Genomic DNA, 26,793 nt, shown 5'->3' on the forward strand with positions numbered 1-26,793 from the left:
TTGGGAACTGGTATATGCGGGAAACGCCGATCGGCGAGAACAGATCCACCGCATCCGCGGGAAAAATTCCCCCCAGGGCTGGGGGCGGCGCTGGAGGAGCCACCGCCCCCGCCCGGCACATCACGAGTGGGGCGCTCATGAAGTGCGGTCTCTGCGCGCAACTCATACGCAGAGAGCCGAGTGGGGTATTGATAGGATAGCCGGAAACGCGCCGGATTGAAGTTACAAATCCATCACGTCGCGGTCACCTTTTTGCTATCCGCGCACACTGCGTCCGAACATCGCACGCATGCTCCCCTCCACCATTACTCCATCACCGCGTGATCGGCCGGGGCGGACTGCGCACGCAGCGCCGTCTTGGTCGAGCCGATCATCACCGCGAGCGGGATCGACACCAGGATGAACGTCATCACCAGCTGGTAGTCGTGCGAGAACGCCAGGATCTGCGCCTGCACCATGACCATCGCATCCGCCATCGCCCGCCCGGCATCGGTGGACAGGTTCAGGAGACCCTTCACGTTCGGCATCTGCAGAGCGTGATTGAACGGGTTGATGTGCTCGACCAGGATCGCGTGGTTGCGCCGGGTTCCCTCGGTGAGCTGCGCGATCGCAATCGAGATGCCGATCGAGCTCGCGACATTGCGCACCAGGGTCAGCATCGAGGTTCCATCGGTGCGCAGCGCGCCCGGCAGGGTCAGGAATGCGACCGTCGACAACGGCACGAACACGAGGCCGAAGCCGAACCCCTGCATGATGCTGATGGTGATGATCTCGGGCACGCCGGTCTGATCGGTCCAGCCGGTCATCTGGAACAGCGACAGCGCCGTCAGCGACAGGCCGACGATGATTAGCGTCCGCGCCTCGATGTAGCGCAGCATGCGCCCGACCAGCATCATCGCGACGAAGGTGCCGCAGCCGCGGGTCGCCAGCAGCACGCCGGCGGTGATGATCGGATAGCCGATGACGTTCTGCAGATAGGGCGACGATAGCGCCATGGTCGAGAACAGCACCAGGCCCATCACCGTCATGAACACGCAGCCGCCGACGAAATTGCGGTCCTTGAACAGCGCGAATTGGATGAACGGCCGCTTCGTCGTCAGCGAATGCGCCAGGAAGTAATAGAAGCCGACGGCGGCGACGATGAACTCGATGATGATCTCGTTGCTCTCCAGCCAGCCCTGATCCTCGCCGCGGTCGAGCGCGATCTGCAGCGAGCCGATGCCGATGGCGAGCGCGGCGAAGCCGAACCAGTCGAAGGTCAGCTCCGCATTCGGGTTGGTTTCCTCCATGAACGCCATCAGCCCGAGCACCGTGACCGCGCCGAACGGCAGGTTGACGAAGAACACCCAGTGCCAGGAATAGGTCTCGGTCAGCCACGCGCCGAGCGACGGGCCCATGATCGGGCCGAGCATCACGCCCATGCCCCAGATCGCCATCGCCTTGGCGCGCTCGTGCAGCGCGTAGCTGTCCAGCATGACCGCCTGCGACAGCGGCACCAGCGCCGCGCCGAACACGCCTTGCAGCAGCCGGAACAGCACCATCTGGGTGATGTCCTGGGCGAGCCCGCACATGACAGACGCAATGGTGAAGCCGGCCGAGCAGACGATGAAGGTGCGCTTGCGGCCGAAGCGGTTGGCGATCCAGCCGACCGGCGCGGTCATGATCGCGGCCGCGACGATGTAGGAGGTCAGCACCCAGTTGATCTGGTCCTGAGAGGCCGACAGCGTGCCCTGCATGTAGGGCAGCGCGACGTTGGCGATGGTGGTGTCGAGCGCCTGCATGATCGTCGCCGTCATGGCGCAGATCGTCACCATGTTGCGGCGAAAGCCCGGAACCGCCGATGAGGCTGCCGGCGCGGTCATGGCGCTACTCCTCCTTGTCCGCCGCGTGGGCCGATCCGAACAGGCCGGCCAGCGTGCGCTCATGGCCCGTATCGACCGAGACGTTGACGCTCATGCCCGCCTTCAGCTTGGCAACGAACTTGTCGTTCTTGTCGAAATAGATCCGGATCGGCACGCGCTGCACCACCTTGACGAAGTTGCCGGTGGCATTCTGCGGCGGCAAGATCGCGAACTGCGCCCCTGTGCCCGGCGACAGCGAGCCGACGGTGCCCTTGAAGCGGTGGTTCGGGAAGGCGTCGACGTCGAGCTCGACCGGCTGGCCGACCGCGACATAGGTGAAGTCGCTCTCCTTCGGATTGGCATCGACCCAGGGATTGCTGACGTCGATCACCGAGAACACCGGCGTGCCCGCGGTGACGAAGCGGCCGAGCTGGATCTGGTCGACCTGCGTGGCGATGCCCGGCATCGGCGCGCGCAAGGTGGTGTGGTCGAGGTCGCGCTGCGCCTCCTCGAGCTTGGCCCTGGCCTGGACGTAGGGCGGGAACTGCTCCAGTGGCAGGTCGGGATTGCCGAGCAGCTGCGTCCTAGCGTTCGACAGCTGCTGCTTGATGAACTGCGCCTGCGCGCCCGCCGTCACCAGCGCATTGGCGGCGTTGTCGAGATCGAGCTGCGAGCCGAAATTGTTCTTGGCGAGCGTCTGCTTGCGCTCGACGTCCTTCTGCTTCAGGTCGATGCCCTGCTGCGCGAGGTCGAGCATCTGGCCGTAGATCTTGATGTTGGCGGTGAGATTGTCATAGCTCGTCCGCGCCTGCTCCAGCGCCGCCTTGGCCTGGTCGACCGCCAGCCGATACGGCACCGGATCGATCTCGAACAGCTCGTCGCCCTTCTGGACCTGCTGGCCTTCCTTGACGACCACCTTGATGATCTTGCCGGAGATGTCGGGGGTGATGAGCACCTTCTGCGCGCCGACATAGGCGTCGTCGGTCGTGACGTAGCGGCCGCCATTGAGATACAGCGCGAAGCCGCCGATCGCGGCGACGAGCGGCAGCACCACCAGCAGCAGCGTGCGGCGATAGCGCCGCAGAAATCCGGGACGTGCCGGCTTCGCGGCCGCGGCTGCCGGCGGCGCCGAGTCCGGATTGGCCTTCTGGTCCGGGGCGAGTTTAAGGGCGGGCTCAGCCATAACGCTGCTCCTTTCGCTGCTCGTCGCAGAGCGACTGCAGGGCATTTCTGATATTTTCCTTGATCGCTTCGAGATGGGTCATCAGCCGCTCGGCCTCGGCGGGGCTGATTCCCTGAAGGGCGGTGTCGGTCAGTTCGCCGCGCAGCACGGCAAGCTTGGCGAGCAGCGGGCGCGCGGCCTTCTTCAGATAGAGCCGGTTGACGCGCCGGTCGGTGTCGTCGCCGCGGCGCTCGATCAGCCCGGCGTCGGCCAGCTTGTCGATCAGCCGCGTCAGCGTGATCGGCTGCATCTCCATCTGCTCGGCGAGTTCGGACTGCTTCATTCCCTCATGGCGCTCGACCTTGGCCAGCACGGCCCATTGCGCGCGGGTCATGCCGAAGCGCGCCGCCTCCTTGTCGGCGTAGGCGCGCACCAGGCGCTGCAGCTCGCCGAGCGTAAACAGGAAGTTCACGTCCACGGACGTGCGGGTCATGGTTGATCTCGATTCGTGAGGCAGGGGGAAACTAAGCTTTGGCTCTCATGAGCCTCGAATATGATAAGCAAGCTTATCAATTTTGGGATGGTGCGGGAGTGCGGACCCGCCTTGTCTCCCGTGCATGGCTCAGGCGCGGCCTTTGGCGGGCGGGCCCGGAAATGCTAGATTGGCGAGAATGACACGCCCAAAGCCCACGTTCCCGGCGCCGGACCATGATCATGGCCGCTGCGCGGCCGATGCTCTCAGCCATGCGGAGCAAGTCTGCGCGCAGCGCGGACAGAAATTCACGCCGCAGCGCCGCCAGGTGCTGGAGGCGCTGCTGTCCAGCCACCGGCCGCTCGGCGCCTACGAGATCATCGAGGAACTCGCCAAGGTCGCGGCGCGGCCGGCCCCGATCACGGTGTATCGCGCGCTCGAGTTCCTGATGGCCAACGGCCTCGTGCACCGCATCGAAAGCCGCAACGCCTTCCTCGCCTGCGCGCACGACCACGAGCAGACGGCCCTGGTGGCGTTCCTGATCTGTGAAAAGTGCGGCGCCGTCGGCGAGGTTCCAGCCGCGCCGATCGCGGAAAGCCTCAGAAGCGCCGCCGCCGCCTCGGGCTTCACGCCCAAGATGTCCGTGGTCGAGATCACCGGCCTCTGCGCCCATTGTCAGCAGGCGGCGTGAGATCCGTCACGGCGCTCTAAGGTGTACACGTGCGATAGATCGTCGTATTCGAGCTGTTGCCGCACCGGCAGTGCACTCCCTCGCCCCGTTCTTAAGGGGAGAGGGTTGGGGTGAGGGGCAGCCGCACGGGAAGTGGTCGCGGTGAGCAATCCGACCTCTTCTCGGATCCGCCTTGGGCAGACAAGAGCGGGCGAGGTCCACCGCCGCTGCCGACCCACTGATCGCCTAACGACGCAGACCCAAGACAACTCCGACCGCACTCATGGCGGTCAAAAGAAAACGCCTCCGGGAGCCAACGTCCTCGTGTCCGCAACGTCCAATTCGTCCGCCGCGACCCGGCCGCTCGGTCCGGGCGCCATCGCCATCACGCTCGTGCTCTGCCTGTCCTGGGCCTTCAACCAGATCGCGATCAAGCTGGCGCTGCCCGAGGTGCCGCCGATGCTGCAGGCAACGTTCCGCTCTGCCGGTGCGCTGCCTGTGCTGCTGATCTTCGCGCAGCTGCGCGGCGTGAGGATGTTCGAGCGCGACGGCACGCTGGGGCTCGGCCTGATCGCGGGCGCGCTGTTCGGCTTCGAGTTCGTACTGATCTACCAGGGCCTGTTGCTGACCTCGGCGTCGCGCGCGGTCGTGTTCCTGTACACGGCGCCGTTCTTCGTCGCGCTCGGCTCGTTCCGATTCCTGGGCGAGCGCCTCGGCCCGGCGCAATGGGGCGGTCTGGCCATGAGCTTCACCGGCGTCGCGCTGGCGATCGGCATCCCGCAGGCCAATGTCGACGGCCGGGTGCTGCTCGGCGATCTGCTGGTGGTCGGCGGCGGGCTGCTGTGGGGAGTCACCACGGTGTTCATCAAGGGCACCCGCATGCGCTTCATCGCGCCGGAGCGGGCCTTGGGGTATCAGGTGGCGGTGTCTGTGCCGATCATGGCCGCGGCGGCGCTGATCGCCGGCGAGCGGCTGAGCCAGGTTCCCAGTCCGTTCGTGATCGGGCTACTCGCCTATCAGGCGATCTGGGTGGTCGGCACCACGTTCACGATCTGGTTCGCGCTGATCAAGGCCTATTCGGCTAGCAAATTGTCGGCATTTACCTTCATCACCCCTTTATTCGGGGTCGTGGCGAGCTATTTCATCCTGCATGACGCCCTGACGCTGGCCTTTGGCCTCGCTGCCGTGCTTGTGATCATTGGGCTTTTTCTCGTCAATCGCCCGAACCCGGCCGCCGTCCGGCCGACTGATCCATTGCTGAATGTCACCAAAACCTGATATCCGAGCGCCCATGAACAAGCCCGAGACAGTGACCCAGAACGATGTCGCCGGACCCGCTCCCCGGCATCAGACCACCAAAGTCATGGTCGGCAACGTCGCCGTGGGCGGCGGTGCGCCGATCGTGGTCCAGTCCATGACCAACACCGACACCGCCGACGTCGATTCGACGGTGGCCCAGGTCGCGGCGCTGGCGCGCGCCGGGTCGGAGATGGTCCGCATCACCGTGGATCGCGAGGAGGCGGCCGCCGCCGTCCCGCACATCCGCGAGCAGCTCGACAAGCGCGGCATCACCACGCCCTTGATCGGCGACTTCCACTACATCGGCCACAAGCTGCTGACCGAGTACCCGGCCTGCGCCGAGGCGCTGGCCAAGTACCGCATCAATCCCGGCAATGTCGGCTTCAAGGACAAGCGCGACACCCAGTTCTCGACCATCATCGAGCTCGCCAACAAATACGGCAAGCCGGTGCGCATCGGCGCCAACTGGGGCTCGCTCGACCAGGAGCTGCTGTCCAAGCTGATGGACGAGAATGCCGCTTCCGCCGCGCCGCGCGATGCCCGCGCGGTCATGCGCGAGGCCATGGTGCAGTCGGCGCTGCACTCGGCCGAGCGCGCGCAAGAGCTCGGCATGCCGAAGGACCGCATCATCCTGTCCGCCAAGGTCTCGGCCGTGCAGGACCTGATTGCGGTCTATCAGGACCTCGCTGCCCGCTCGGACTACGCCATCCATCTCGGCCTCACCGAGGCTGGCATGGGCTCGAAGGGCATCGTCGCTTCCTCGGCCGCGCTCGGCATCCTCTTGCAGCAGGGCATCGGCGACACCATCCGCATCTCGCTGACGCCCGAGCCCGGCGGTGACCGCACCCTCGAAGTCCAGGTTGCGCAGGAGCTGCTGCAGACCATGGGCTTCCGCACCTTCGTGCCGCTGGTCGCGGCCTGCCCCGGCTGTGGCCGCACCACCTCGACCACGTTCCAGGAGCTGGCGCGCTCGATCCAGGATTTCATCCGCGACGAGATGCCGAGCTGGAAGTCGAAATATCCGGGCGTCGAGGGCCTCAACGTCGCCGTCATGGGCTGCATCGTCAACGGCCCCGGCGAATCCAAGCACGCCAATATCGGCATCTCGCTGCCCGGCACCGGCGAAGCCCCAGCCGCGCCGGTCTTCGTCGACGGCAAGAAGTTCCGCACCCTGCGCGGCCCGACCATCGCCGCCGACTTCAAGGCGCTCGTCATCGACTACATCGACCAGCGCTACGGCGGCAATGCCAAGGCCGCGGAGAGCGTGACGGCGGCGGAGTAGGGCGGCGCATTGCATCTGGCAAGCGGCGTAGCTAGCGCCGCTTTGATGCTTGTTCTGATGGTTTCTGCTTCAAATTTGTCGTCGTAGTAGTCGGGCCGCTCGCCACCATGGCGGTGCATTCCCTCGCCCCGTTCTTACGGGGAGAGGGTTGGGGTGAGGGGCAGCCGCACGGGTGGTGCGGCTTCTCTAAGAAGCTTACTCTCTTCCGCTTCCCAGACCGTCATCACATCTATTCAAGAGCCGCCGTGCCCGTCCATGGACCTGTGTCGGCGCTGCGCATGTGCCATGCCCCTCACCCGGATTGCTGCGCAATCCGACCTCTCAGCGCGAGCGAAGCTCGTCGCGCCCCCGCAAAGAGCGGAGAGGTAAGAGGGCCGCAACGTCCGTCGTTCAACTCACTCCTGTTGCTGGGCGAGTACGCTCGTTTTCGACAAGCCAAAGCTCACGCTCCCGCCGCGTCTCCTTCTTTCCTGCAACTGGCGGCCGCCGTCTCGAACACTGCTGTCGCGCGACATCATGGCTCGCCGCTTCGCCCTACTGTCGCCCGCATGATCGGTTGCTTCACGGCGTTGCCGCAGGGATCCGCACTGATGACTCTCGACATCCGCGAAATGGAGCTCGCCGAGACCTCGCTGGTCATCGACTACTTTTATGCGTCCAGCATCGAGCAGCTCGATTTGATGGGCATCGATCCGACGCGCATGCCGACCCGGCCAGCGTGGGCTCAGCTGTTCACCGCGCTGTACGACACCCCGCCGGCCGAACGCGCGGTGCTGCTGCTGGTCTGGCAACTCGACGGCCGGTCGATCGGCTTCACCAGCTGCGACCGCATCGTACGCGGCAGCTACGCCAACATGCATCTGCACGTCACCGCGCCGGAGCTGCGCGGCCGCGGCCTGGGCACCGAATGTATCCGCCGCAGCCTCGCTCTCTACTTCGACCGCCTGCAGCTCAAGCAACTGTTCTGCGAACCGAACGCCTACAACACCGCCCCCAACCGCGCGCTGCAGAAGGCAGGCTTTCGCTACTTGAAGACCTACAAGACCGTGCCCGGCCCGATGAACTATCGCCAGGCGGTGACGCGCTGGATGATCGAGCGGTGATGTAGCAGGCGTTTTGCGATACGTCAGTTTTGCTGCGCTCGACGACGTCAAGTGAGCCCAGCTCCTTCCACGCCGTCATTCCGGGGCATTCGCGCGCAAAATGGCGCAGCCATTTTGAAGCAGCGCGAATGAGCCCGGAATCCATAACCACGGCTCCACATCGGTCAAAGACGAGCGCCACATGCATCCCGCTCCCTCGTGGCTATGGATTCCGGGCTCGCGCTCCGCGCGCCCCGGAATGACGTGGGAAGAGAGCGGGGCCCATGCGTACTCGCTGTTTTGTCGGCGCACTCTCGATCGACTGAAACCTTGCCCGTCGCGTTACCATGTCGCACCTCTTTAGCCTTGTGCCGTCGGGCAAATCAGAACGATCTTTCCGCGCATCCCGCCTCGCTCAGGAGGGGCGCTTCGCGGTCGTCACGAACGTGGAGGCGGGATGCGGTGGACGCGACGTGGCGCAGCGGGCCAATGGGCTTGCGGACGAACGTCATGGCGCGGACGGTCAAGTCGCATGGTCCTGACATCCCGATGCTGATGCCAAGCTGGCGGTGATGATCCGCTGGTGACGGGGGCAAGACAGCCCGGTCCCCGGGGAGAGTGCGAAGCAGCCGTTAAAACCATCGCGCAGGGAAGGCCGGGTCGTTCTGGCTGAACCTGTGGTTCCTGCCCCGTGCAATTTTTTCGCACGGGGGCCACGGGCCTCAGCCGAGGCTCGGCCTTCCCTGCGCCCTCTGATTGGAGAGGGCGAGAACACGATCAACACTCGGACGCGAAAAGCGGGCGCGAGGATGAGCAACTGCGTCTTCACACTCCGCCGTCGTCCCGGGCAAGCTTCGCCAAAGCGTATGCGTTGGTGAAGCGCTGACCCGGGAACCATACTCCCAGGAGCGAATGTGAGGCACGCTGGAGCTATCAGCCTTCGTCACGATGACGACCGGTGGTTATGGATCCCGGCGTTCGCCGGGATGACACTGAATGTGAGGATGCGACGTCGGCAACTCACCTCTACAACGGCAACGGCCCGTATTCCCGGTTGGCGAGGCTGGCTTCTTCCAGATCCAAATCGCGCTCGATGCGGCGGCGGGTTTCGTCGGTGATCTGGCCGTCGCGGAGCATGGCATGAATGGTCTTGCGCTCGACGCCGATCAGCTCGCGGGTCAGCTCGATGCCGAGCGCGGACGCATCGTAGTCGTCGGGATTGAGCGTGTCCGGGAGCTGGTTGGCGCGCACCTCGTGCCTAGCGCGGAGCAATCGCATGACCTCGTCGGATACGTCACGGTCATTGGTCATCGTCTCCAGCGACTTCAGGGCGCGGTCCAGCACCTCGCGCCGGGCGGCGATCTCCTGCTCGTGCTCGCGCACATGCTCGGCGCGTCCGGTGCTGGAGACGCCGAGCCAGCGGACGACCAGCGGCAGGGTCAGGCCAAGGCCGATCAGGGTGAAGAAGATCACGCCAAAGGCGATGAACAGGATCTCGTCGCGATAGGGAAACGCATCGCCGCTCGCCAATGTCAGCGGCAGCGCCAGCGCAGTCGCGAGCGAGACCGTGCCGCGTACGCCTGTGAAACCGATGATGAAGGTCTGCTGCCACGGCGGCAGCGGATCCCGGGCGCGCAGGGAGGGGCTGAGAACCCGTGGCAGGATCGTCGCCGGAAACGTCCAGGCGAAGCGCGCAATCACCACGATGGCGACCACCAGCGCGGTCGCGACCATGATGTCATCGAGCGGAAACACCTTCGACTTCTCGTAGATCAGGCGCATTTGCAGGCCGGTCAGCAGGAACAGCATGCCCTCGATCAGGTATACCACGAGGTCCCAGAAGAACACGCCCTGCAGGCGGGTTGCCGAGGAGATCCAGAGCGGACCGTTCCAGCTCATGTACAGGCCGCAGGCGACCGTCGCGATCACGCCGGAGCCGCCGACATGCTCGGGAATCCAGTAGGCGAGATAGGGTGTCAGCAGCGACAGCGTGATTTCGACCTGCGGGTCCCGCGAATAATGGCGGGCGCGCAGCATCAGCCAGCCGACGCCGATGCCGAAGGCGATCTCGCCGACCACGATCGCGGCGAACTCGCCGGCCGCCACGGGAAGCGAGAACGTGCCGGTGGTGATCGCGGCCACCGCGAAGCGATACAGGATCAGCGCCGTCGCATCATTGGCGAGGCCTTCGCCCTCGAGGATGACCATCACCCGGCGCGGCAGATGCAGCCGGCGCGCGATCGCGAGCGGGGCCACGACGTCGGGTGGCGCCACGATGGCGCCGAGCAGGAAGCCGAGGCTCCAGGGCAGGCCGAGCAGCGTGTGGGTCGCGACCGCCACCATGGAGGCGGTGAAGATCACGCAGCCGACCGCCAGCAGCACGATCGGCCGCAAATTGCGCTTGAACTCGCGCCAGCTCATCGCGACGCTCGAGGAATAGATCAGCGGCGGCAGCACCACCAGCAGCACGAGCTCGGGAGGCAGCACGAACGCCGGCATCTTCGGCACGAAGGCGAGCGCGATGCCGGCCAGCATCAACAGGATCGCGGGCGCGAGGTTGGCGCGCCGCGCGATCAAGGCGGTTCCCGCCAGCACCGCCAGCAGGATGAGGAATGTCTGAAAATGTGCTTCCATCGGAAACAGCCGGGCGCTGCAGCGCCGGGCTCAGTCCCGGAGATCGTAGCGGTAGGACTTCGAGACGATCTGCCAGCCGTCCTTCAGCTTCATCGCCACGAGGTAATCGGTGAAATAGCGCGGCGGCAGCTGGCAGCGCACCTTGATGAAGGCGGTCTTGTCGTCCGAACGGTCGATGGTGACGATGAAGTCCTCGCGCGGCTTGCCCTCAGCCCTGGCCGACGGACGCTTGCGCACCCAGGCGAGCCAGTCGGGGACGGTCAGGATCTTGAGCTCGCCGTTCTCGACCCAGCGCAGGTCGGCCGAGGGGTGGAAGACCGCGCCGAGCTTGTCGGCATCGCCCTCGTAGAGCGCATCGAAATAGCCCTGCACGACGGCCTCGACGCTGGAACGATCTGTGCTCACGGCATGCTCCTGGGAACCCGGACAAACAAGCATCGCATTTTCGATGCAAATCCGGGCTTGGCAAGTCATGAACTGCGGCCGATGCTCCGCCGACAGAAATATACTGGCCGACGCGGCAAGTTCCGGGAATATGGGCCTTACGTGATTCCGATCACAGGCCGAATGGCCGCTCTCCGGTACGCAAAGCCAACAGGTCTCCCTTGGCTGTGGGGTAGGTACGATGTCTTGGTCATCTGGATTGGGCGGATTTCGATGGGCCGGGTTCCTGCTGGCGGCCGTGCTGCTGCTGGCCGGCCACCCCGCGCTCGCGGAGAAGCGGGTGGCGCTCGTCATCGGCAACTCCGCCTATCAAAACGTGCCGCAGCTCACCAACCCCGCCAATGACGGTGCGGTGATGACCGCGACCTTCAAGAGTGCCGGCTTCGACGTCGTCGATTACCGCCGCGACCTGACCGCGCGGGAGACGCGGCGGGCGCTGCGCGATTTCGCCGACGCCGCCCGTGATGCCGACATCGCGGTGGTCTACTATGCCGGCCACGGCATGGAGGTCGAAGGATCCAACTACCTGATCCCGATCGATGCGCGGCTCGAGCGCGACACCGACGTCTATGACGAGACGCTGTCGCTCGATCGCATCCTTGTCGCCGTCGAGCCGGCGAAGAAGCTGCGGCTCGTCATCCTCGACGCCTGCCGCGACAACCCGTTCACCCGCAACATGCAGCGGACGGTGGCGACCCGCAGCCTCGGCCGCGGCCTCGCAAAGGTCGAGCCGACCAGCCCCAATACGCTGATCGCCTATTCCGCCAAGGCCGGCTCCACCGCGCAGGATGGCGACGGCAAGAACTCGCCGTTCACGCTGGCGCTGTCGCGGCACATCGCCACCCCCGGCCTCGACGTCCGCAAGGCGTTCGGCTTCGTGCGCGACGAGGTTCTGAAGTCGACCGCCAACCGCCAGGAGCCCTTCGTGTATGGCTCGCTCGGCGGCGAGGACGTGCCGCTGGTTCCGGGCGTGCCGCGGGTCGTCACGCAGATGCCGGTGACGCCACCGCCGGCCAATCCGCAGGCCGACATGCGGCGCGACTATGAGCTCGCGATGCAGGTCGGCAACAAGGGCGCGCTGAACGCCTTCCTGGCGCAGTATCCGGACGGCTTCTATGCCAGCCTCGCCAAGCTGCAGCTCGAGAAGCTGGCGGCCGAGGAGAACCGGGCGGCGGCGTCGGAGAAGGCGCGCCTGACCGAAGCCGAGCGGGCCCGCCTCGCCGCGGAAGGCGCGCGCAAGGATACGCTGGCGAAAGCGGAGGCCGAAGCCAAGGCGGCCGAGCAGGCGCGCGTCGCTGCCGAGAAGGCCAATCAGCTGGCACAGCAGCAGGCTGCCGAAGCCGAGAAGAAGCGCCAGGAGCAGCAGCTCGCGGTCGTCGACAATCCGCGCGCCGCGACCTCGCCTGCGGCGGCAGCGCCCGCGCCCGAGAAGGGGCCGCAGGTGGCTGCGCTGACCCCGGCCGATCAGCCCGCGGATCTCGCCAAGTCCGTGCAACTCGAATTGCGCCGCGTCGGCTGCCTCACCGAGGATGCCGATGGCGATTGGGGCTCCGCCTCGCGCCGCTCGCTGTCGCAGTTCAACCGCTTCGCCGGAACCAAGCTCGAGACCCAGACCGCCTCGGCCGATGCGCTCCAGGCGATCAAGCTCAAGCAGGCGCGGGTCTGCCCGCTGACCTGTCAGCACGGCTACAAGTCCGACGGCGACCGCTGCACCCGCATTGTCTGCGCCGAGGGCTCGTTCGTGAACGACGACAACGAGTGCGAGAAGCGGCGCGACAAGAAGCCGGTGGCGAAGCGCGACAATAGTGACGAGGCGGATGCGCCGTCGCGTCGCCGCGCCCGCACGCTGTCCGAGCCGGGCATGCCGATGCCGGCTCCCGGCGTCGGCGTCGGCATTGGTGTCGGCGGCGTTGGTGTGGGCGTCGGGATGGCGCCGAGCATGGCCGCCCCCAAGCCGCAGGCGGCGGCGCGTCCCAAGTCGTCGTCGGGGCAGATCTTTTGTGACCAGCATACCTGCCGCCCTGTCACGCCGGGCTGCCGGCTGGAATTCCGCGGCGGCGGCGGCATGTTCAACAACGCCAACGCCGAGGTGTGCAACTGATCAGGACGAGATCGCGCTGGCGGCGATGTTGACCATGAGGGCGACGAGCGCAGTGTTGTAGATGAACGAGATGATGCCGTGCACGGTCGCGGTGCGGCGGATGATCTTGTCGGTGATCCCCACGTCGGAGACCTGAGCGGTCATGCCGATGATGAAGGAGAAGTAGACGAAGTCCCAATAGTCGGCGTGCTCGTCCTTGTCGCCGCTCGGGAATTGCAGGCCGCCGGGCTTGGTGCCGCGGTAGTAGTCGTGGGCATAGTGCAGGGCGAAGGTGGTATGCACCGCGGCCCAGGACAGGCTCACGGTGAGCAGCGCAAGCGTCAGCGCCGGGGCGTCGCGCTTGGAGGCGCCGAGCTCGAACACGATGGCGGCGATGCTGGCGAAGGCGCCGAGCGCCGTCACCAGCAGGATCACGAAGCGGCCGTCGTCCTGCATGATCGCCTTGCGGCGGATGTGCTGGTGCTCGCTGCGCAACATCATCACCGCCACCAGCACGAGATAGATCGTCGTGAAGATGTCCCAGCTGATCAAGAGCCGCGTGATCAGCCGCAGCGCAGCGGGCAGCAGGAAGAACGCGGCGGCTGCAATGCCCAGCGCCATGAAGGTGCGGGGCCGCGCATAGACGATGCGCAAGGCGGCCGGCAGCCGCGCGAAGCGCGCCAGCGCCGGGTCGTCAGGATGCAGCCCGGCCAACGGCGCGGCTCAGCTCTTGCGTTCGGCGACGAAGTGCGCGGCGGCCCGCAGCACGTCGCCCTTGGCGCCGAAGATCGACAGCGCGGCGTCGCCGCGGGCGAGCAGGTCGCGCACGCGCTGCTTGGCGCCCTCGATGCCGAGCTGGGTGACGAAGGTGGTCTTGCCGAGCTCGGCGTCGGCGCCGGCCGGCTTGCCGAGCGTGGCGGCATCGCCCTCGACGTCGAGCAGGTCGTCGGCGATCTGGAAGGCTTCGCCGAGCGCGCGGCCGTAATCGTCGAGCGCCTGGTACTCGGCCGACGAGGCCTGGCCGAGCAGGGCGCCGGCGATGCAGCCGAAGCGGAGCAGGGCGCCGGTCTTCATCTGCTGCACGCGGGCGACGTCGACCGGATCGCGGTCGCCGAACCGGCCCTCGCCGGCAAGGTCGAGGATCTGGCCGCCGGCCATGCCGCCGACACCGGCGCAGCGGGCGAGCGCGCGGGTCAGCGCCAGGCGGACGCCGGCGTCGGGGTGGATCTCGTCGCGGGTGATGATGTCGAAGGCGATGGTCAGCAGCGCGTCACCAGCCAGGATCGCGGTGGCATCGTCATACGCCTTGTGCAGCGTCGGGCGGCCACGACGCAGGTCCGAATTGTCCATCGCCGGCAGGTCGTCATGGATCAGCGAATAGCAATGGATGCATTCGAGCGCCGCGCCCGCCATCAGCGCGCCGCGGCGGGGCACGCCGAACACGGCGGCGCTCTCGACGACCAGGAAGGGGCGCAGCCGCTTGCCGCCGCCGAGGCTGGAATAGCGCATCGACTCGATCAGCCGCTTCGGACGGGCGATCTCGTCGGCCATCGCGGCATCGGACAGGAGCTCGCCGAGCAGCGCTTCGGTCTCCTCCGCGGTCTTGTCCAGGCGTTGGGTGAAGTCGTTGGCCGTCGCGGTCATTTAAGAAGAGCTCCAAGGGCAAAATTCGCCGGACAATCGTTGATGGCGGCGACTTCGTCAATTGTGGGAACGGTGGCGGCTTTCGGCCGCAATGGCGGAAAAAGGCAGGAATCCTGATGGAGATGTCGGATAATCCCGGGCCATCGTCCGTCCCCGCGGCGGTCCAACCCGAGCGACGCCTGCCCTTGCGTACCGTCAGAGCCATCCTCCTGGTCGTCGTCCTGGTGCTGCTCGTGCCCTACGTGCTGACGCCGTTCTATGCCGTCGGTCACCCCATCTCGACCCTGATGCTGTGGCGGTCGCTGACGGGGCAGCCGGTTACGCGGCACTGGATCGATCTGGCGGCGATGTCGCCCTATCTGCCGCGCTCGGTGGTGGCCGCGGAGGACGCCAAATTCTGCGGGCATCACGGCATCGACTGGGGGGCGCTGCGCGAGGTCATGGACGATGCCGAGGACGGCGAGGTCTCGCGCGGCGGCTCGACCATCACCCAGCAGGTCGCCAAGAACCTGTTCCTGTGGCAGGGCCGCAGCTACGTCCGCAAGGCGCTGGAGCTGCCGCTGGCGCTGTGGATCGACCTCGTCCTGAGCAAGCGGCGCATCCTGGAGATCTATCTCAACATCGCCGAGCTAGGCCCGTCCGGCCAGTTCGGGGCGGAAGCCGGCGCCAATTACGCCTTCAACCGCTCGGCCGCCGGCCTGGGCCCGCGCGAGGCGGCGCTGCTGGCCTCGATCCTGCCCAATCCCGTCCGGCGCAGCGCGCGGACGCCGGGTCCCGGCGTGCGCCGGCTGTCCGCGACCTATATGGTACGGGCGCAGGCACAGAGCCTGCAGGCCTGCTGGGGAGATCGCCGTTGAGGGGGCGCGGTACGGCGCGAAATTTGGCCAAAAATGCCTCGGAGAGCCCTAGCCATCCCGGACCCCTTCCTCTATAAGCGCGGCCTTGATCGGCATCCGGGCTCGCCAGCTTCATGGCTGCAGCCGTCCGTTGCGGACGATGCCTTGCAAAAATACCCTAGAGGATACCGATATGGCCGTCCCCAGAAGAAAAACTTCGCCGTCGCGTCGCGGCATGCGCCGCTCGGCTGACGCGATCAAGAAGCCGACCTATGTCGAGGACAAGGACTCCGGCGAGCTGCGTCGTCCGCACCATCTCGACCTGAAGACCGGCATGTACAAGGGCCGTCAGGTCCTGAAGAAGAAAGACGCCTGAGCGTCCGCAGGGTAGCTTTCGAAGCTGCCCGAATTCGGCCATTGATGGGGTTGAAATCGGTCCCGCGCGATTTGATTCGCCGGGGCCGTTATCTGCGTCATGTGTGATCCCGTCGCGCCGGAACACGTTCGGACCCGTCGATCTCGCGCGAGCCATCGCCCGCGCCATCCCCAAGGCTTCAACCGATGTCCATGGTCGGTTTCCCGCTGCTGCTGATCCCGCTGGCGATCTACAACATGATCGTCTTCCTGATGCCGGGGGTCGCCTTCAGCGAGACGCTGCTGCGTCTCCAGCTCCCTTCCGGCGAGGTCTGGACGATCTCGCTCGGCGACATGCTGCTGGCGCTCGGCGTGCTGCTGCTGCTGCTCGAGGTCATCAAGGCGGCGAAGCCGAACGGAAAATATCTCACCGACCATCTGCTGTCGTTGCTGGTGTTCGGCGGCGCCGCAGCCGAGTTCGTGATGTGGCAGAAGTTCGGGAACTCGACCTTCCTGCTGCTCACGCTGCTGGCCATGGTCGATTTCTTCGGCGGCATCTCCCTGCGCACCAAGCGCCGCGCCCGCGCGGCGATCGCCGTGCCGGCTGCAGCCCCGGCCGTCGAGCCGGTCGCGGAGGCGACACCCGAGCCGACCGAGGAGCCCGCCAAGGTCGAGGTTCCGCCGCCGCCGGCTGCTCCTGTTGCCGAGACGCGGGTTGTCGAGGAGCCGGTCGATGCCGTGCCGGCCGCAGCGTCGGTCGCGGAATCAGTGCTGCTCGACCGCTCGGTGCCCCGGCCCGTGGCCTCGCCTGCTGCTGTCGAAGAGAACGCGGCTGCGGAGCATCTGGAGCCGGAGCCCGCCGGCCACACCGTGCCCGAGTTGTCGAAGGACGACGCCAAGGCCCCGGACGCGCCGAAGCCGTGAGCTGTCAGCTATAGCCTGCGTCAGATCACACGGCGGGTCGCACCGCCTGCGCCCGGCTGCAGCGTTGCTGAATAGGCCGATCTGGCATCGGCGGGTGCCGCGCGCCTGAGCTGTCGCGTCTGCGGCAACTGCTCGGCGGTCGCGATCAGATGGGTGACGAAACCGGCATCCGGACGAGCCGCACGGATGACGCTCTCACGGCGCTCGAAGGCGCGGCCGGCGGGCACCAGCGCGACGCCAGCAGACGCTTCGGCCGCGGCCGTATGGCGGTCCTCATCCCGATGATTGGTTAACATCGTCCTACCCAATCCGGCGCGGTTGTCACGCTATGGGACGCCGGAGCCTTTCGCCAGTCGAACTCGCAAGAGAAATGCCTCTCCGGCAGATCGCGTTCCGATTCGATCAAACATGGTTGACGGGCAATCGGAGCCGCAGTGTCGCGACGACATGCGCTCCGTTAACCAGAGGTGCGTAGTCTGATTCGCGAAGCTCGGCGTCTCCGCTCGCATCGGTAGGCGCTGGACGCATTGCAATCGAGGCCGGGCCGCCCCCGGCATGTCCCGAAACGAGGCGATCTTGACCCCCGATTTGCCGCAGACCGCGATGATCCTGTCCTCCCTTGGCCAAGCCGCCTTCGTGTGGGATCTGGCGAGCGATGTGATCGTCTGGAGCGATCATGTCGGCGCCGTGTTTCCAGACGTGCCGCTGCCGCAGCTCTGCAGCGGCGCGGAGTTCGGCAAGCTGATCGAACCGGAACGTGCCGTCCGCTCCGAGGTCATGCGCCAGGCAGCGCCGTTGCACGGCGTGGATGGCACGCCCTATCGCATCGAATACGGCGTGCGGACGCATTCGGCGGCGCCGCTGATCTGGGTCGAAGAGACCGGCTGCTGGTTCGCCGGGCCGGACGGCCAGCCGGCGCGGGCGCAAGGGATCGTCAGGGTCAACAACGAGCGGCATGCGCGCGACGAGCAACTGCTCAAGCTGTCGCGCCATGATCCGCTGACCGGCGCACTGAACCGCACCCATCTGCTGGCGACGCTCGCCGAGGTGATCGAGGAGTCACAGCGTTTCCGCTTCGCCTGCGCCTTCATGCTGGTCGGGATCGATCATCTGGCGCGCATCAACGATGCATTCGGCTTCGACGTTGCCGACGGTGTCGTGCTGGAGATCGCCCAGCGCATCCGCGCGCGTTTGCGTGGCGGCGACACGCTGGGACGGTTCTCGGGCAACAAGTTCGGGCTGATCCTGAAGAACTGCACGATGGACGACATGACGATCGCTGCCGAGCGGTTCCTCGCGGCGGTGCGCGACGATGTCGTGCCGACCAAGTCCGGACCGGTCGCGGTGACCGCGACCATCGGCGCGGTCAGCGTGCCGCGTCACGCGCGATCGGTCGAAGAAGCCGTCAATCGCGCGCATGAGACGCTGGATCTGGCGAAGCATCGTCGCATCGGTTCGTTCTCGACGTGGCGGCCGAACGTCGAGCGCGACGCCCAGCGCAAGGTCAACATCCGTGTCACCGACGAGATCGTCACCGCGCTCAACGAGCGTCGCATCGTCACGGCGTTCGAGCCGGTCGTGCACGCCCAGTCGCGCGACACCGCGTTCTACGAATGCCTGGTGCGGATGCGCCAGGACGACGGCCGCGCCGTGCTCGCGCCGGACATCGTGCCGGTCGCCGAGCGTCTCGGCCTGATCCGTCTGGTCGATCACCGCATCCTGGAGCTGGTCGTGGCTGAGCTGGCGAGCTCGCCGGGCGTGACGCTGAGCCTCAACATCTCGCCGGAGACCACCATGGATCCGGACTGGTGGGCCTCGATCGAATCGATGATGCGCGCCCATCCGGGCGTTGCCGAGCGGCTGATCGTCGAGATCACCGAGACGGTCGAGATCCAGGACATCGACGATCTTCGCGGCTTCGTGTCGCGACTGAAGGATCTCGGCAGCCGGATCGCGATCGACGATTTCGGCGCCGGCCACACCTCGTTCCGCAACCTGCGCAAGCTCGGCGTCGACATCGTCAAGATCGATGGCGCGTTCGTGCAGAACCTGGTGCGCTCGGCCGATGACCGCGCCTTCGTGCAGACGCTGGTCGAGCTGGCGCGTCGGCTGCAGATCAGGACGGTCGCGGAATGGGTGCAGGACGAGGCGTCGGTTGCGCTGCTGCGTGACTGGGGCTGCGACTACATCCAAGGCCGGGTGATCGGCCTTGCCTCGGTCGAACGTCCCTGGATCGGCAAGACGTCCGGGACCGGCCAGGTGGAATTGCCGGCGGCGAGCTGATCGGCCGCCGGCTCCGAACGGCGGGCCTCAGCCCTGCTGCTCGTCCTTCTTCGGATCGGACATGCGGTCGAGCCGGTCCTGCATTTCCCTCATCTGGCGGCGCAACTCGTCGATGTTGTCGTCGGCGGGAGCCGCCGGCTCTGCCGCCTTGTCTTCCGCGCGTGCAGCCGGCACAGGCGGCGCGAACGGCTTGAACATCGAGAAGGTCTGCTGGAACAGCTCCATGTTGCGGCGCACCTGCTCCTCGAGCGGGGCGAACGGCGTGCCGCTGAAGGTGTCGGCGATCTGCTTGCGGAACTTCTCCTGCTCCCTGGTCAGCGTATCGATCGACTGCTCCAGGTATTTGGGAACCACCATCTGCATGCTGTCGCCGTAAAAGCGGATCAACTGGCGCAGAAAAGTGGTCGGCAGCAGGTTCTGGCCGGCCTTGTTCTCCTGCTCGAAAATGATCTGGGCCAGCACCGAGCGGGTGATGTCGTCGCCCGTCTTGGCGTCGTAAACCAGGAAATCCTCACCGTTCTTAACCATTGCGGCCAAGTCCTCGAGGGTCACGTAGGTACTCGTCCCGGTATTATAGAGCCGCCGGTTCGCGTATTTCTTGATTGTGGTGGGTTGGTCAGATTTCGCCATGGAGCTCACACATGCAAACCGAGAACAGGGAACCCGGCGGGATTGCCGCAGGGCAAACGAGCTACGCAATGCAATAACGTAATCACTTTCGAGCGAGTTCGGCTACGGTTTTGTGCGGAACGGTTAATCCCACAGCAGAAATCTTGCCCAGGAAACGGCCAGCTGAACTAATTTGAGTGCGGCGCAGCAGGAATTGCTGCTTCCGCCAATTGACATGTCGCAACGACGTTAACAGGATGACGGCCGAAGGTTGCACTTGCCACTCCGGGCTTGCGGACGGCCGGCACGACCATGAATTGAAAAATTCGCTTTCAGTTCAAACACCCCTCAAGCTCTCAAGCCCTCGTTCTCACACCCAAGATCAGAAACTCCAGGAGATGCCCATGTCAGACGATGTCGTCATCGTCAGCGCCGCCCGCACCGCGGTCGGAAGCTTCAACGGTGCCTTTGCCAGTGTTCCGGCCCATGAGCTGGGCGCAGTCGCCATCAAGGCCGCGCTGGAACGTGCCGGCGTCGAGCCGGGCCGCGTGTCCGAAGTCATCATGGGACAGATCCTGACCGCCGCGCAGGGCCAGAACCCGGCGCGCCAGGCTTCGATCGGTGCCGGCATTCCGGTCGACAGCCCGGCCTGGGGTATCAACCAGCTGTGCGGCTCCGGCCTGCGCTCGGTCGCGCTCGGTTATCAGGCTCTGAAGAACGGCGACTCCGACATCGTGGTCGCCGGCGGCCAGGAGTCGATGAGCATGGCCGCGCATGCGCAATATCTGCGCGCTGGCGTGAAGATGGGCTCGCTCGACCTGGTCGACACCATGATCAAGGACGGCCTGTGGGATGCCTTCAACGGCTACCACATGGGCAACACCGCCGAGAACGTCGCCAAGCAGTATCAGATCACGCGCGCGCAGCAGGACGAGTTCGCGGTGGCATCCCAGAACAAGGCCGAGGCGGCGCAGAAGGCCGGCAGGTTCAAGGATGAGATCGCGGCGGTGACGATCAAGGGCCGCAAGGGCGACACCGTGGTCGATACCGACGAGTATCCGCGTCACGGCGCCACCATCGAGTCGATGGCCAAGCTCCGCGCGGCGTTCGAGAAGGACGGCACGGTCACGGCCGGCAATGCCTCGGGCATCAATGACGGCGCCGCTGCCGTGGTGCTGATGACCGCCAAGCAGGCGGCCAAGGAAGGCAAGACGCCGCTGGCGCGGATCGTCTCCTGGGGCCAGGCCGGCGTCGATCCGAAGATCATGGGCACCGGCCCGATCCCGGCCTCGCGCGCGGCGCTGAAGAAGGCCGGCTGGAACATCGCCGACCTCGACCTGATCGAAGCCAACGAGGCGTTCGCGGCGCAGGCCTGCGCGGTGAACAAGGATCTCGGCTGGGACACGTCCAAGGTCAACGTCAACGGCGGCGCGATTGCGATCGGTCACCCGATCGGCGCATCCGGCGCCCGCGTGCTGGTGACCCTGCTGCACGAGATGCAGAAGCGCGATGCCAAGAAGGGGCTCGCCACGCTGTGCATCGGCGGTGGCATGGGCATCGCGCTGTGCGTTGCACGCGACTAAAAAGACGGCAGTGCTTGCGAAGCGTTCGGCCTCGCAATCGCGTCCATCTCAACTAAAGATCAACGCCCGGCGATCTCGCCGGGCGTTTTGTTCTTGATGTCCGTCAAACACGTCGCATAATCGACCACTAAAAAATGGAAGTGAGCGATCATGAATGTCTCTGCGGCAAGTTGATTGTCGCGCGGACGCGCATGATCCAATAACAACGGAAAGCTGTGGCGGCATCCAGAGGTTGTCGTCGCGCGATCGATCATCGAGGGAAGGATTCGATATGGCACGTGTGGCGTTGGTGACGGGAGGGACGCGCGGCATTGGCGCGGCGATCAGCAAGGCGCTGAAGGCTGCGGGACACAAGGTCGCGGCGAACTATGGCGGCAACGAAGCCGCCGCGGAGAAATTCAAGGGCGAGACCGGCATTCCCGTCTTCAAATGGGACGTCAGCTCGTTCGACGCCTGCGCCGAAGGCATCAAGAAGGTCGAGGCGGAGCTCGGTCCGGTCGATATCCTGGTCAACAATGCCGGCATCACCCGTGATACGGCTTTTCACAAGATGACGCTCGAGCAGTGGAGCGCCGTCATCAACACCAATCTCGGCTCGCTGTTCAACATGACCCGCCCGGTGATCGAGGGCATGCGCTCGCGCAAGTTCGGCCGCATCATCAACATCTCGTCCATCAATGGTCAGAAGGGCCAGTTCGGTCAGGTGAACTACTCGGCCGCGAAGGCCGGCGACATCGGCTTCACCAAGGCGCTGGCGCTGGAAACGGCGAAGGCCGGCATCACGGTCAACGTGATCTGCCCGGGCTACATCAACACCGAGATGGTGCAGGCCGTGCCGAAGGACGTGCTGGAGAAGTCGATCCTGCCGTTGATCCCGGTTGGCCGCCTCGGCGAGCCCGAGGAGATCGCGCGCGCGGTCGTTTTCCTCGCGGCCGATGAGGCCGGCGCGCTCACCGGCTCGACGCTGTCGATCAACGGTGGTCAATACATGGCCTAGCATTGCATGGCGTAGACCTCCCAGGGGACGTTGCTTCGCGGCGTCGCCTGCGGCAAAAGAACGTGATGCCCGCGCTCGTCGCGGGCATTCACGTCTTTGAGGATGACCCGCATGGGCACAGGCGTGGATGGCCGGCAACAACGCCGGCGGTGACGGAGCCTGCCGCCTGATGTCCCAGCGCAACGCGACCCTGATCGGATTGACCGCGATCCTGATGTGGTCGCTGCTCGCGCTGATGACGGTGGCGACGGGTACGATCCCAGCCTTTCAGCTTGCCGCCATGACGTTCGCCATCGGCGGTCTGGTCGGCCTGCTGACCTGGATCGGCCGGCGCGCGGCGTGGGGCGCCTTGCGGCAGCCGTGGCAGGCCTGGGTCGTCGGTGTCGGCGGGCTGTTCGGCTATCACGCGCTGTATTTTCTGGCCCTGCGTTTTGCGCCGCCGGCCGAAGCCGGACTGCTGAACTATCTTTGGCCATTGTTGATAGTGCTGTTCTCCGCCTTTCTTCCCGGCGAGCGGCTGGCGCTCCACCACGTCATCGGTGCCGCCATCGGTCTCGTCGGCACCGCGCTGCTGCTGGTCGGCAATGGCGCGAGCTTCGCATCGAGCCACGTGCCCGGACTCGCTGCTGCCGTCATCGCGGCCTTCGTGTGGGCGATCTATTCGGTGCTGTCGCGCCGTCTCAAGACGGTGCCGACCGACGCGGTGGCAGGCTTCTGCCTCGCCACCTCCGTTCTCGCAGCGGTGATGCATGCAGGCCTGGAACGCACGGTCTGGCCGGCCACGACGGTGGAATGGCTCGCAGTCTTGGGTCTCGGCATCGGTCCGGTCGGGGCGGCGTTCTATGCCTGGGACATCGGCATGAAGCGTGGCGACATCCGCGTGCTCGGGGCCGCATCCTACGCCACGCCGCTGCTGTCGACCGCCTTCCTCATTGTCGCCGGCTATGCCCAGCCGACCGCCACGATTGCGCTCGCCGCGCTGTTGATCGCTGGCGGCGGATTGGTTGCGGCCAAGGACATGCTGCTGCGGAAGCGCCGTTGAGGCATCCGCCGGCTTCGCTGCAGATCCCTGTCGTTATCCTTGATGCACGCTTAACCTTTCGTGCTGCAGAGCGGTCTGTCGGTAGCTTGCAACCGCCGATATAGTTTTCGTTCCATCTGCACCTAACCCCGCCTTTACCCGTGCTGCGCAAGAGTCGCCGGCAATGAGATTGACAACGGGGCGGCGGATGCCGGACGTGAGACATTACATCGCTCGCGCGGGGAGCTTGTTTCGCGTGCCTGCGGACAATCCCGAGCTGACGCGCGCGCAGTTTCAGGCCTTCTCCAAGCAGGTGCCGCTGCTTTATTTCATTCTGATCACCAACAGCCTCGCGCTCGCCTACACGTTCCTGCCGCTCGCCCCGACATGGCTGACGGTGTCCGTGCCGGCGCTGCTCTCGACCATCACCGGCGTTCGCATGCTGTGGTGGCTGCGCCAGAACAATGTCACCAGCGGCGACGCGGAGGTGCTGCATAGTCTGCGCGTCACCAACCGGATCGCCGGGCCGATCGGTGTGTTGTTCGTGGTCTGGTCGTTCCTGCTGTTTCCCTACGGCGATCCGTTCGCACAGGGGCAGGTCGCGTTCTTCATGGCCGTCACGGTCATCGGCATCATCTTCTGCCTGATGCATCTGCGCTCGGCTGCGCTGATCGTCACCCTCGTGGTCATCGTTCCCTACGTGATCTTCTTCATGGCGACTGGCGTCCACGCATTGCGCGCGATCGCCGTCAATCAGCTGCTCGTGTCCGGCGCCATGGTCACGGTGCTGTTCATCTACTATCGCGATTTTGCCGCGCTCGTCGCGAGCCGCAAGTCGCTGCTGGCCGAGCAGGCCGCAACGCAAGCGTTGTCCGACGAGAACTTCCGGCTCGCCAATCTCGATGCGCTCACCGACCTGCCGAACAGGCGCCGCTTCTTCTCCGAGCTCATACAGGCGTTCGCCGAAGCCGAGCGGGATGGCACACGGCTCGCGGTCGGCATCATCGACCTCGACGGCTTCAAGCCGATCAACGACACCTATGGACATAGCGTCGGCGATCGCGTGCTGATCGAGGCGGCACGCCGGATCAGGGAGGTGTGCGAGGGCGTCGGTCAACAAGTCCATCTTGCTCGGCTGGGAGGCGATGAGTTCGGATTGATCGTCGCCGGAAGCCCGTCGGATGAGGATCTTCTGGCGCTCGGGCGCCTGATCACCGAACGCATCAAGCTCCCCTACGAGCTCGATACCGCGCATACCGGGCTGTCATGTTCGACCGGCTTCGCGCTCTATCCGCGTTCCGCGACCGCTGCTGATGCGCTGTACGAGTGCGCCGACTATGCGCTCTACCACGCCAAGCGCCGCGCCCGCGGCCAGGCGGTGATCTTCTCCAGCGAGCTGGAAGCCGAGGTCCGCAGCCGCAACCTGATCGAGCATCTGCTGCGCACCGCCGATTTCGAAACTGAAATGGAGCTGGTGTTCCAGCCGATCATGGATGCGATGAACACGCGCACCACCGGCTTCGAGGTGCTGGCCCGCTGGCGCAGCCCCCGGCTCGGGCTGGTGTCACCGGCCGATTTCATTCCAGCGGCCGAGCGCATCGGCATGATCCGCACTCTCACCCGCGTCCTGCTGGTGAAGGCCCTGGCGGCGGCGCGGACCTGGCCCGACGACATCCGCATCTCCTTCAACCTCTCCGCCCACGACATCTGCTCGCCCGACGGCGTCCTGCCGCTGATCGCCGTCATTCACGCCAGCGGTGTGCCGCCCCGGCGCATCGAGTTCGAGATCACGGAGACCGCGGTCACCTTCGACTTCACCCGCGCCGAGCAGTCGGTCCTGGCGCTGAAGGCGATCGGCTGCAGCATCTCGCTGGACGATTTCGGCACCGGCTATTCGTCGCTCAGTCACGTTCACCGGCTGCCCCTCGACAAGCTCAAGGTCGACCGCAGCTTCGTGAGGGACGTCAACGCCAATCCGGTCAGCCACAAGATCATCAAGTCGCTGACCGGCCTGTGCGCCGATATGGAAATCTCCTGCGTCGTCGAGGGCGTCGAGACCCAGGAGCAGCTCGACAGCCTGCGCCGGCTCGGCGCCGACTACATTCAGGGCTACTACTTCGCCAAGCCGATGCCGGGGGATGCCGTGCTCGGCTTCCTGACCCGGGAACGCCAGCGTTTTGCCAACGCGGACGTCGGTGTCGAACCGGTCAAGTTCGCCGGCGCGGGCATCTAGCGTGCCTCAGCCTTGCGGCTCGAAATCCGCAGGCGCGAGCTCGAATCCCTCGAACATGAATCCCGGGGCGACGGTGCAGCCGACCAGGGTCCAGTCGCCCGTGCTCGCTGCGGCCTGCCACGCATGGGCGGGGACCACCGCCTGCGGCTGCTGACCAGCAACGAGGTCGATGCCCAGCGTGATCGTCTGCCGCTCTTGTCTCTCGCCTGCGATCTGCAGGATCAACGGCGCGCCGGCATAGAAGTGCCAGGTCTCGACGGCGTCCACCCTGTGCCAGTGCGAGCGTTCGCCGCGGGCGAGCAGGAAGTAGATCAGGGTCGACGCAGCCCGGCCGTTCGCATCGGTGGCTGGATCGCGGAAGGTCTCGCGAAAGTGGCCGCCTTCCGGATGCGGCTGCAGGCCGAGACGTACGATGATGTCGGCAGCCGAAAGTGCAGGCATCGGCCCGTCCGCCTCAGGACTTGTTCTTGCGTTCGCGCAATTCGCCGAACACCTGGTCTGGGCTTGCCCCCTTCATGCGCAATCGGACGGCCACCGCCGGGTCATCGGCGCGCAGGAATACGTTGGCCAGCTTCTCCTCGCCGAGCAGCGTCGGAATGGTGGCCTGATTGGCCGCGCGCAGCCGCACCACCTCGTCGGCGCGAGCTTTCAACGCCGCGTTGTCCGGATCGACCGTCAGCGCGAATTTGACGTTCGAAGCCGTGTATTCGTGGCCGCAATACAGCCGGAAATCGTCTGGCAGCGCCCGCAGCTTCAGCAGCGAATCCCACATCATCGGATAGGTGCCCTCGAACACGCGGCCGCAGCCGATCGAGAACAGCGTGTCGGCGGCGAACACGGCCTTGTCGGCATCGAACACGTAGGAGACATGGTCGAGCGTATGACCGGGCGTCTCCAGCACACGCGCGAGCAGGTCGCCGATCTTGACGACATCGCCATGGCCGACGCGCAGATCGGCATTGGCGATTGCGGTCGTCTTGTCGTGCGGCGCGACCACGCGACAGCCATAGCGCTGCTTCAGCTCGGCAACGCCGCCGACGTGGTCGTGATGGTGATGGGTGATCAGGATGTCGGTGAGGCGCCAGCCGGCCGACTCGAGCTGCCGCGCGATCGGGCCGGCCTCGGGCGCGTCGATCGAGGCGGTCGCGCCGGTCGCGGGGTCATGAATCAGGTAGCCGAAATTGTCGGACAGGCAGGTGAAGACGCGGATGTCGGCGGCCATGATGTCTCCGTCGGCGGGACCTGGCGGGGCACGATCGTGCCGCTCGCGATGTCAAAAAAGTCGTGAGGGACCAGGGGCCGGGCCCGGCGTCGTGGGCGGTCCCCGGCCTCTCCTGGAGGCA

The 26,793-nt window shown here is 65.8% G+C and carries 25 protein-coding genes; 13 read left to right on the forward strand and 12 right to left on the reverse strand.

All coding sequences use genetic code 11. The features are described from left to right. Positions 1-305: 305 nt before the first annotated feature. From ACQR1I_RS00480 to ACQR1I_RS00490, 3 genes are read right to left on the reverse strand one after another with little or no spacing between them, the layout of a single operon-like run. Positions 306-1,862 carry a DHA2 family efflux MFS transporter permease subunit gene (locus ACQR1I_RS00480; protein WP_434865236.1) on the reverse strand — a complete coding sequence of 519 codons (1,557 nt, stop codon included), beginning with the start codon at positions 1,860-1,862 and terminating at the stop codon, positions 306-308. Between the two features lie 4 nt (positions 1,863-1,866). Further along, entirely contained in the window at positions 1,867-3,024 is a 1,158-nt protein-coding gene (locus tag ACQR1I_RS00485) for an HlyD family secretion protein (protein WP_434865237.1), read from the reverse strand. Further along, positions 3,017-3,496 carry a MarR family winged helix-turn-helix transcriptional regulator gene (locus ACQR1I_RS00490; RefSeq protein WP_434865238.1) on the reverse strand — a complete coding sequence of 160 codons (480 nt, stop codon included), beginning with the start codon at positions 3,494-3,496 and terminating at the stop codon, positions 3,017-3,019. The genes ACQR1I_RS00485 and ACQR1I_RS00490 overlap by 8 nt, the downstream gene beginning before the upstream one ends. Positions 3,497-3,674: 178 nt before the next feature. On the opposite strand from ACQR1I_RS00490, the gene ACQR1I_RS00495 reads away from it, so the two are divergent. From ACQR1I_RS00495 to ACQR1I_RS00510, 4 genes are all read left to right on the forward strand, one after another. Continuing rightward, positions 3,675-4,166 carry a Fur family transcriptional regulator gene (locus tag ACQR1I_RS00495; RefSeq protein WP_434865239.1) on the forward strand — a complete coding sequence of 164 codons (492 nt, stop codon included), beginning with the start codon at positions 3,675-3,677 and terminating at the stop codon, positions 4,164-4,166. Positions 4,167-4,469: 303 nt separating this feature from the next. Beyond that, a complete protein-coding gene (locus tag ACQR1I_RS00500; protein ID WP_434865240.1) occupies positions 4,470-5,423 on the forward strand; it encodes a DMT family transporter in 954 nt (317 codons plus the stop codon). Positions 5,424-5,436: 13 nt separating this feature from the next. Then, complete coding sequence (gene ispG / locus ACQR1I_RS00505) at positions 5,437-6,726, forward strand: flavodoxin-dependent (E)-4-hydroxy-3-methylbut-2-enyl-diphosphate synthase (RefSeq protein ID WP_434865241.1); 1,290 nt, start codon at positions 5,437-5,439, stop codon at positions 6,724-6,726. Positions 6,727-7,316: 590 nt separating this feature from the next. Further along, the gene (locus tag ACQR1I_RS00510; RefSeq protein WP_434865242.1) at positions 7,317-7,829 is read left to right on the forward strand and encodes a GNAT family N-acetyltransferase; all 513 of its coding nucleotides are present in this window, start codon (positions 7,317-7,319) and stop codon (positions 7,827-7,829) included. Between the two features lie 1,005 nt (positions 7,830-8,834). Here the strand turns inward: ACQR1I_RS00510 and ACQR1I_RS00515 are convergent. Then, positions 8,835-10,442, reverse strand: a complete 1,608-nt coding sequence (locus ACQR1I_RS00515; RefSeq protein ID WP_434865243.1) for a Na+/H+ antiporter — start codon at positions 10,440-10,442, stop codon at positions 8,835-8,837. Positions 10,443-10,472: 30 nt separating this feature from the next. Further along, positions 10,473-10,847 carry a nuclear transport factor 2 family protein gene (locus tag ACQR1I_RS00520; RefSeq protein WP_434865244.1) on the reverse strand — a complete coding sequence of 125 codons (375 nt, stop codon included), beginning with the start codon at positions 10,845-10,847 and terminating at the stop codon, positions 10,473-10,475. 220 nt (positions 10,848-11,067) lie between these two features. Here ACQR1I_RS00520 and ACQR1I_RS00525 point away from each other — a divergent pair, with 220 nt between their 5' ends. Then, a complete protein-coding gene (locus ACQR1I_RS00525; protein ID WP_434865245.1) occupies positions 11,068-12,987 on the forward strand; it encodes a caspase family protein in 1,920 nt (639 codons plus the stop codon). Here the strand turns inward: ACQR1I_RS00525 and ACQR1I_RS00530 are convergent, their stop codons facing one another. Together ACQR1I_RS00530 and ACQR1I_RS00535 are read right to left on the reverse strand one after the other, a co-directional pair. After that, positions 12,988-13,680 (reverse strand): DUF1345 domain-containing protein, encoded by a 693-nt coding sequence (locus ACQR1I_RS00530; RefSeq protein WP_434865246.1) that lies wholly within the window; start codon positions 13,678-13,680, stop codon positions 12,988-12,990. 9 nt (positions 13,681-13,689) lie between these two features. Next, positions 13,690-14,610 (reverse strand): polyprenyl synthetase family protein, encoded by a 921-nt coding sequence (locus tag ACQR1I_RS00535; protein ID WP_434865247.1) that lies wholly within the window; start codon positions 14,608-14,610, stop codon positions 13,690-13,692. 116 nt (positions 14,611-14,726) lie between these two features. On the opposite strand from ACQR1I_RS00535, the gene mtgA reads away from it, so the two are divergent. From mtgA to ACQR1I_RS00550, 3 genes are all read left to right on the forward strand, one after another. Next, a complete protein-coding gene (mtgA, locus tag ACQR1I_RS00540) occupies positions 14,727-15,467 on the forward strand; it encodes a monofunctional biosynthetic peptidoglycan transglycosylase (protein ID WP_434865248.1) in 741 nt (246 codons plus the stop codon). Positions 15,468-15,639: 172 nt separating this feature from the next. Then, the gene (rpmF, locus tag ACQR1I_RS00545) at positions 15,640-15,822 is read left to right on the forward strand and encodes a 50S ribosomal protein L32 (RefSeq protein ID WP_006610266.1); all 183 of its coding nucleotides are present in this window, start codon (positions 15,640-15,642) and stop codon (positions 15,820-15,822) included. Between the two features lie 185 nt (positions 15,823-16,007). Continuing rightward, positions 16,008-16,724: a hypothetical protein gene (locus ACQR1I_RS00550; protein WP_434865249.1), complete on the forward strand. Its 717-nt coding sequence runs from the start codon at positions 16,008-16,010 to the stop codon at positions 16,722-16,724. Positions 16,725-16,744: 20 nt separating this feature from the next. On the opposite strand, the gene ACQR1I_RS00555 is transcribed toward ACQR1I_RS00550, so the two are convergent. Continuing rightward, complete coding sequence (locus ACQR1I_RS00555) at positions 16,745-17,020, reverse strand: hypothetical protein (RefSeq protein WP_434865250.1); 276 nt, start codon at positions 17,018-17,020, stop codon at positions 16,745-16,747. A 259-nt stretch (positions 17,021-17,279) separates the two neighbouring features. Between ACQR1I_RS00555 and ACQR1I_RS00560 the strand changes: the two genes are divergently transcribed. After that, the gene (locus ACQR1I_RS00560; RefSeq protein WP_434865251.1) at positions 17,280-19,007 is read left to right on the forward strand and encodes an EAL domain-containing protein; all 1,728 of its coding nucleotides are present in this window, start codon (positions 17,280-17,282) and stop codon (positions 19,005-19,007) included. A 27-nt stretch (positions 19,008-19,034) separates the two neighbouring features. Here the strand turns inward: ACQR1I_RS00560 and phaR are convergent, their stop codons facing one another. Then, positions 19,035-19,637: a polyhydroxyalkanoate synthesis repressor PhaR gene (gene phaR, locus ACQR1I_RS00565; RefSeq protein ID WP_434865252.1), complete on the reverse strand. Its 603-nt coding sequence runs from the start codon at positions 19,635-19,637 to the stop codon at positions 19,035-19,037. A 383-nt stretch (positions 19,638-20,020) separates the two neighbouring features. On the opposite strand from phaR, the gene ACQR1I_RS00570 reads away from it, so the two are divergent. Next, positions 20,021-21,199: an acetyl-CoA C-acetyltransferase gene (locus ACQR1I_RS00570; RefSeq protein ID WP_434865253.1), complete on the forward strand. Its 1,179-nt coding sequence runs from the start codon at positions 20,021-20,023 to the stop codon at positions 21,197-21,199. 59 nt (positions 21,200-21,258) lie between these two features. Here ACQR1I_RS00570 and ACQR1I_RS00575 read toward each other — a convergent pair whose 3' ends face one another. Then, a complete protein-coding gene (locus tag ACQR1I_RS00575) occupies positions 21,259-21,453 on the reverse strand; it encodes a hypothetical protein (protein WP_434865254.1) in 195 nt (64 codons plus the stop codon). Positions 21,454-21,470: 17 nt separating this feature from the next. On the opposite strand from ACQR1I_RS00575, the gene ACQR1I_RS00580 reads away from it, so the two are divergent. From ACQR1I_RS00580 to ACQR1I_RS00590, 3 genes are all read left to right on the forward strand, one after another. Continuing rightward, complete coding sequence (locus tag ACQR1I_RS00580) at positions 21,471-22,196, forward strand: beta-ketoacyl-ACP reductase (protein WP_434865255.1); 726 nt, start codon at positions 21,471-21,473, stop codon at positions 22,194-22,196. Between the two features lie 169 nt (positions 22,197-22,365). After that, entirely contained in the window at positions 22,366-23,238 is an 873-nt protein-coding gene (gene yddG, locus ACQR1I_RS00585; protein WP_434865256.1) for an aromatic amino acid exporter YddG, read from the forward strand. A 187-nt stretch (positions 23,239-23,425) separates the two neighbouring features. After that, on the forward strand, positions 23,426-25,450 hold the full coding sequence (locus ACQR1I_RS00590) for a putative bifunctional diguanylate cyclase/phosphodiesterase (protein WP_434865257.1): 2,025 nt from the start codon (positions 23,426-23,428) through the stop codon (positions 25,448-25,450). A gap of 6 nt (positions 25,451-25,456) precedes the next feature. Here the strand turns inward: ACQR1I_RS00590 and ACQR1I_RS00595 are convergent, their stop codons facing one another. Together ACQR1I_RS00595 and gloB are read right to left on the reverse strand one after the other, a co-directional pair. Beyond that, positions 25,457-25,891: a cupin domain-containing protein gene (locus ACQR1I_RS00595; RefSeq protein ID WP_434865258.1), complete on the reverse strand. Its 435-nt coding sequence runs from the start codon at positions 25,889-25,891 to the stop codon at positions 25,457-25,459. A gap of 13 nt (positions 25,892-25,904) precedes the next feature. Next, positions 25,905-26,672, reverse strand: a complete 768-nt coding sequence (gene gloB / locus ACQR1I_RS00600; protein WP_434865259.1) for a hydroxyacylglutathione hydrolase — start codon at positions 26,670-26,672, stop codon at positions 25,905-25,907. Between the last annotated feature and the right edge of the window lie 121 nt (positions 26,673-26,793).

It is taken from the genome of Bradyrhizobium sp. HKCCYLS2038 (genome assembly GCF_051167655.1).
Lineage (GTDB): Bacteria > Pseudomonadota > Alphaproteobacteria > Rhizobiales > Xanthobacteraceae > Bradyrhizobium.

Coding starts and splice junctions, on each gene's coding strand:
- ACQR1I_RS00480 (WP_434865236.1), bottom strand. CDS start 1,862: ATGACCGCGCCGGCAGCCTCATCGGCGGTTCCGGGCTTTCGCCGCAAC.
- ACQR1I_RS00485 (WP_434865237.1), bottom strand. CDS start 3,024: ATGGCTGAGCCCGCCCTTAAACTCGCCCCGGACCAGAAGGCCAATCCG.
- ACQR1I_RS00490 (WP_434865238.1), bottom strand. CDS start 3,496: ATGACCCGCACGTCCGTGGACGTGAACTTCCTGTTTACGCTCGGCGAG.
- ACQR1I_RS00495 (WP_434865239.1), top strand. CDS start 3,675: ATGACACGCCCAAAGCCCACGTTCCCGGCGCCGGACCATGATCATGGC.
- ispG (WP_434865241.1), top strand. CDS start 5,437: ATGAACAAGCCCGAGACAGTGACCCAGAACGATGTCGCCGGACCCGCT.
- ACQR1I_RS00510 (WP_434865242.1), top strand. CDS start 7,317: ATGACTCTCGACATCCGCGAAATGGAGCTCGCCGAGACCTCGCTGGTC.
- ACQR1I_RS00515 (WP_434865243.1), bottom strand. CDS start 10,442: ATGGAAGCACATTTTCAGACATTCCTCATCCTGCTGGCGGTGCTGGCG.
- ACQR1I_RS00525 (WP_434865245.1), top strand. CDS start 11,068: ATGTCTTGGTCATCTGGATTGGGCGGATTTCGATGGGCCGGGTTCCTG.
- ACQR1I_RS00535 (WP_434865247.1), bottom strand. CDS start 14,610: ATGACCGCGACGGCCAACGACTTCACCCAACGCCTGGACAAGACCGCG.
- mtgA (WP_434865248.1), top strand. CDS start 14,727: ATGGAGATGTCGGATAATCCCGGGCCATCGTCCGTCCCCGCGGCGGTC.
- rpmF (WP_006610266.1), top strand. CDS start 15,640: ATGGCCGTCCCCAGAAGAAAAACTTCGCCGTCGCGTCGCGGCATGCGC.
- ACQR1I_RS00550 (WP_434865249.1), top strand. CDS start 16,008: ATGTCCATGGTCGGTTTCCCGCTGCTGCTGATCCCGCTGGCGATCTAC.
- ACQR1I_RS00555 (WP_434865250.1), bottom strand. CDS start 17,020: ATGTTAACCAATCATCGGGATGAGGACCGCCATACGGCCGCGGCCGAA.
- ACQR1I_RS00560 (WP_434865251.1), top strand. CDS start 17,280: ATGTCCCGAAACGAGGCGATCTTGACCCCCGATTTGCCGCAGACCGCG.
- phaR (WP_434865252.1), bottom strand. CDS start 19,637: ATGGCGAAATCTGACCAACCCACCACAATCAAGAAATACGCGAACCGG.
- ACQR1I_RS00570 (WP_434865253.1), top strand. CDS start 20,021: ATGTCAGACGATGTCGTCATCGTCAGCGCCGCCCGCACCGCGGTCGGA.
- ACQR1I_RS00575 (WP_434865254.1), bottom strand. CDS start 21,453: ATGATCGATCGCGCGACGACAACCTCTGGATGCCGCCACAGCTTTCCG.
- ACQR1I_RS00580 (WP_434865255.1), top strand. CDS start 21,471: ATGGCACGTGTGGCGTTGGTGACGGGAGGGACGCGCGGCATTGGCGCG.
- yddG (WP_434865256.1), top strand. CDS start 22,366: ATGTCCCAGCGCAACGCGACCCTGATCGGATTGACCGCGATCCTGATG.
- ACQR1I_RS00590 (WP_434865257.1), top strand. CDS start 23,426: ATGCCGGACGTGAGACATTACATCGCTCGCGCGGGGAGCTTGTTTCGC.
- ACQR1I_RS00595 (WP_434865258.1), bottom strand. CDS start 25,891: ATGCCTGCACTTTCGGCTGCCGACATCATCGTACGTCTCGGCCTGCAG.
- gloB (WP_434865259.1), bottom strand. CDS start 26,672: ATGGCCGCCGACATCCGCGTCTTCACCTGCCTGTCCGACAATTTCGGC.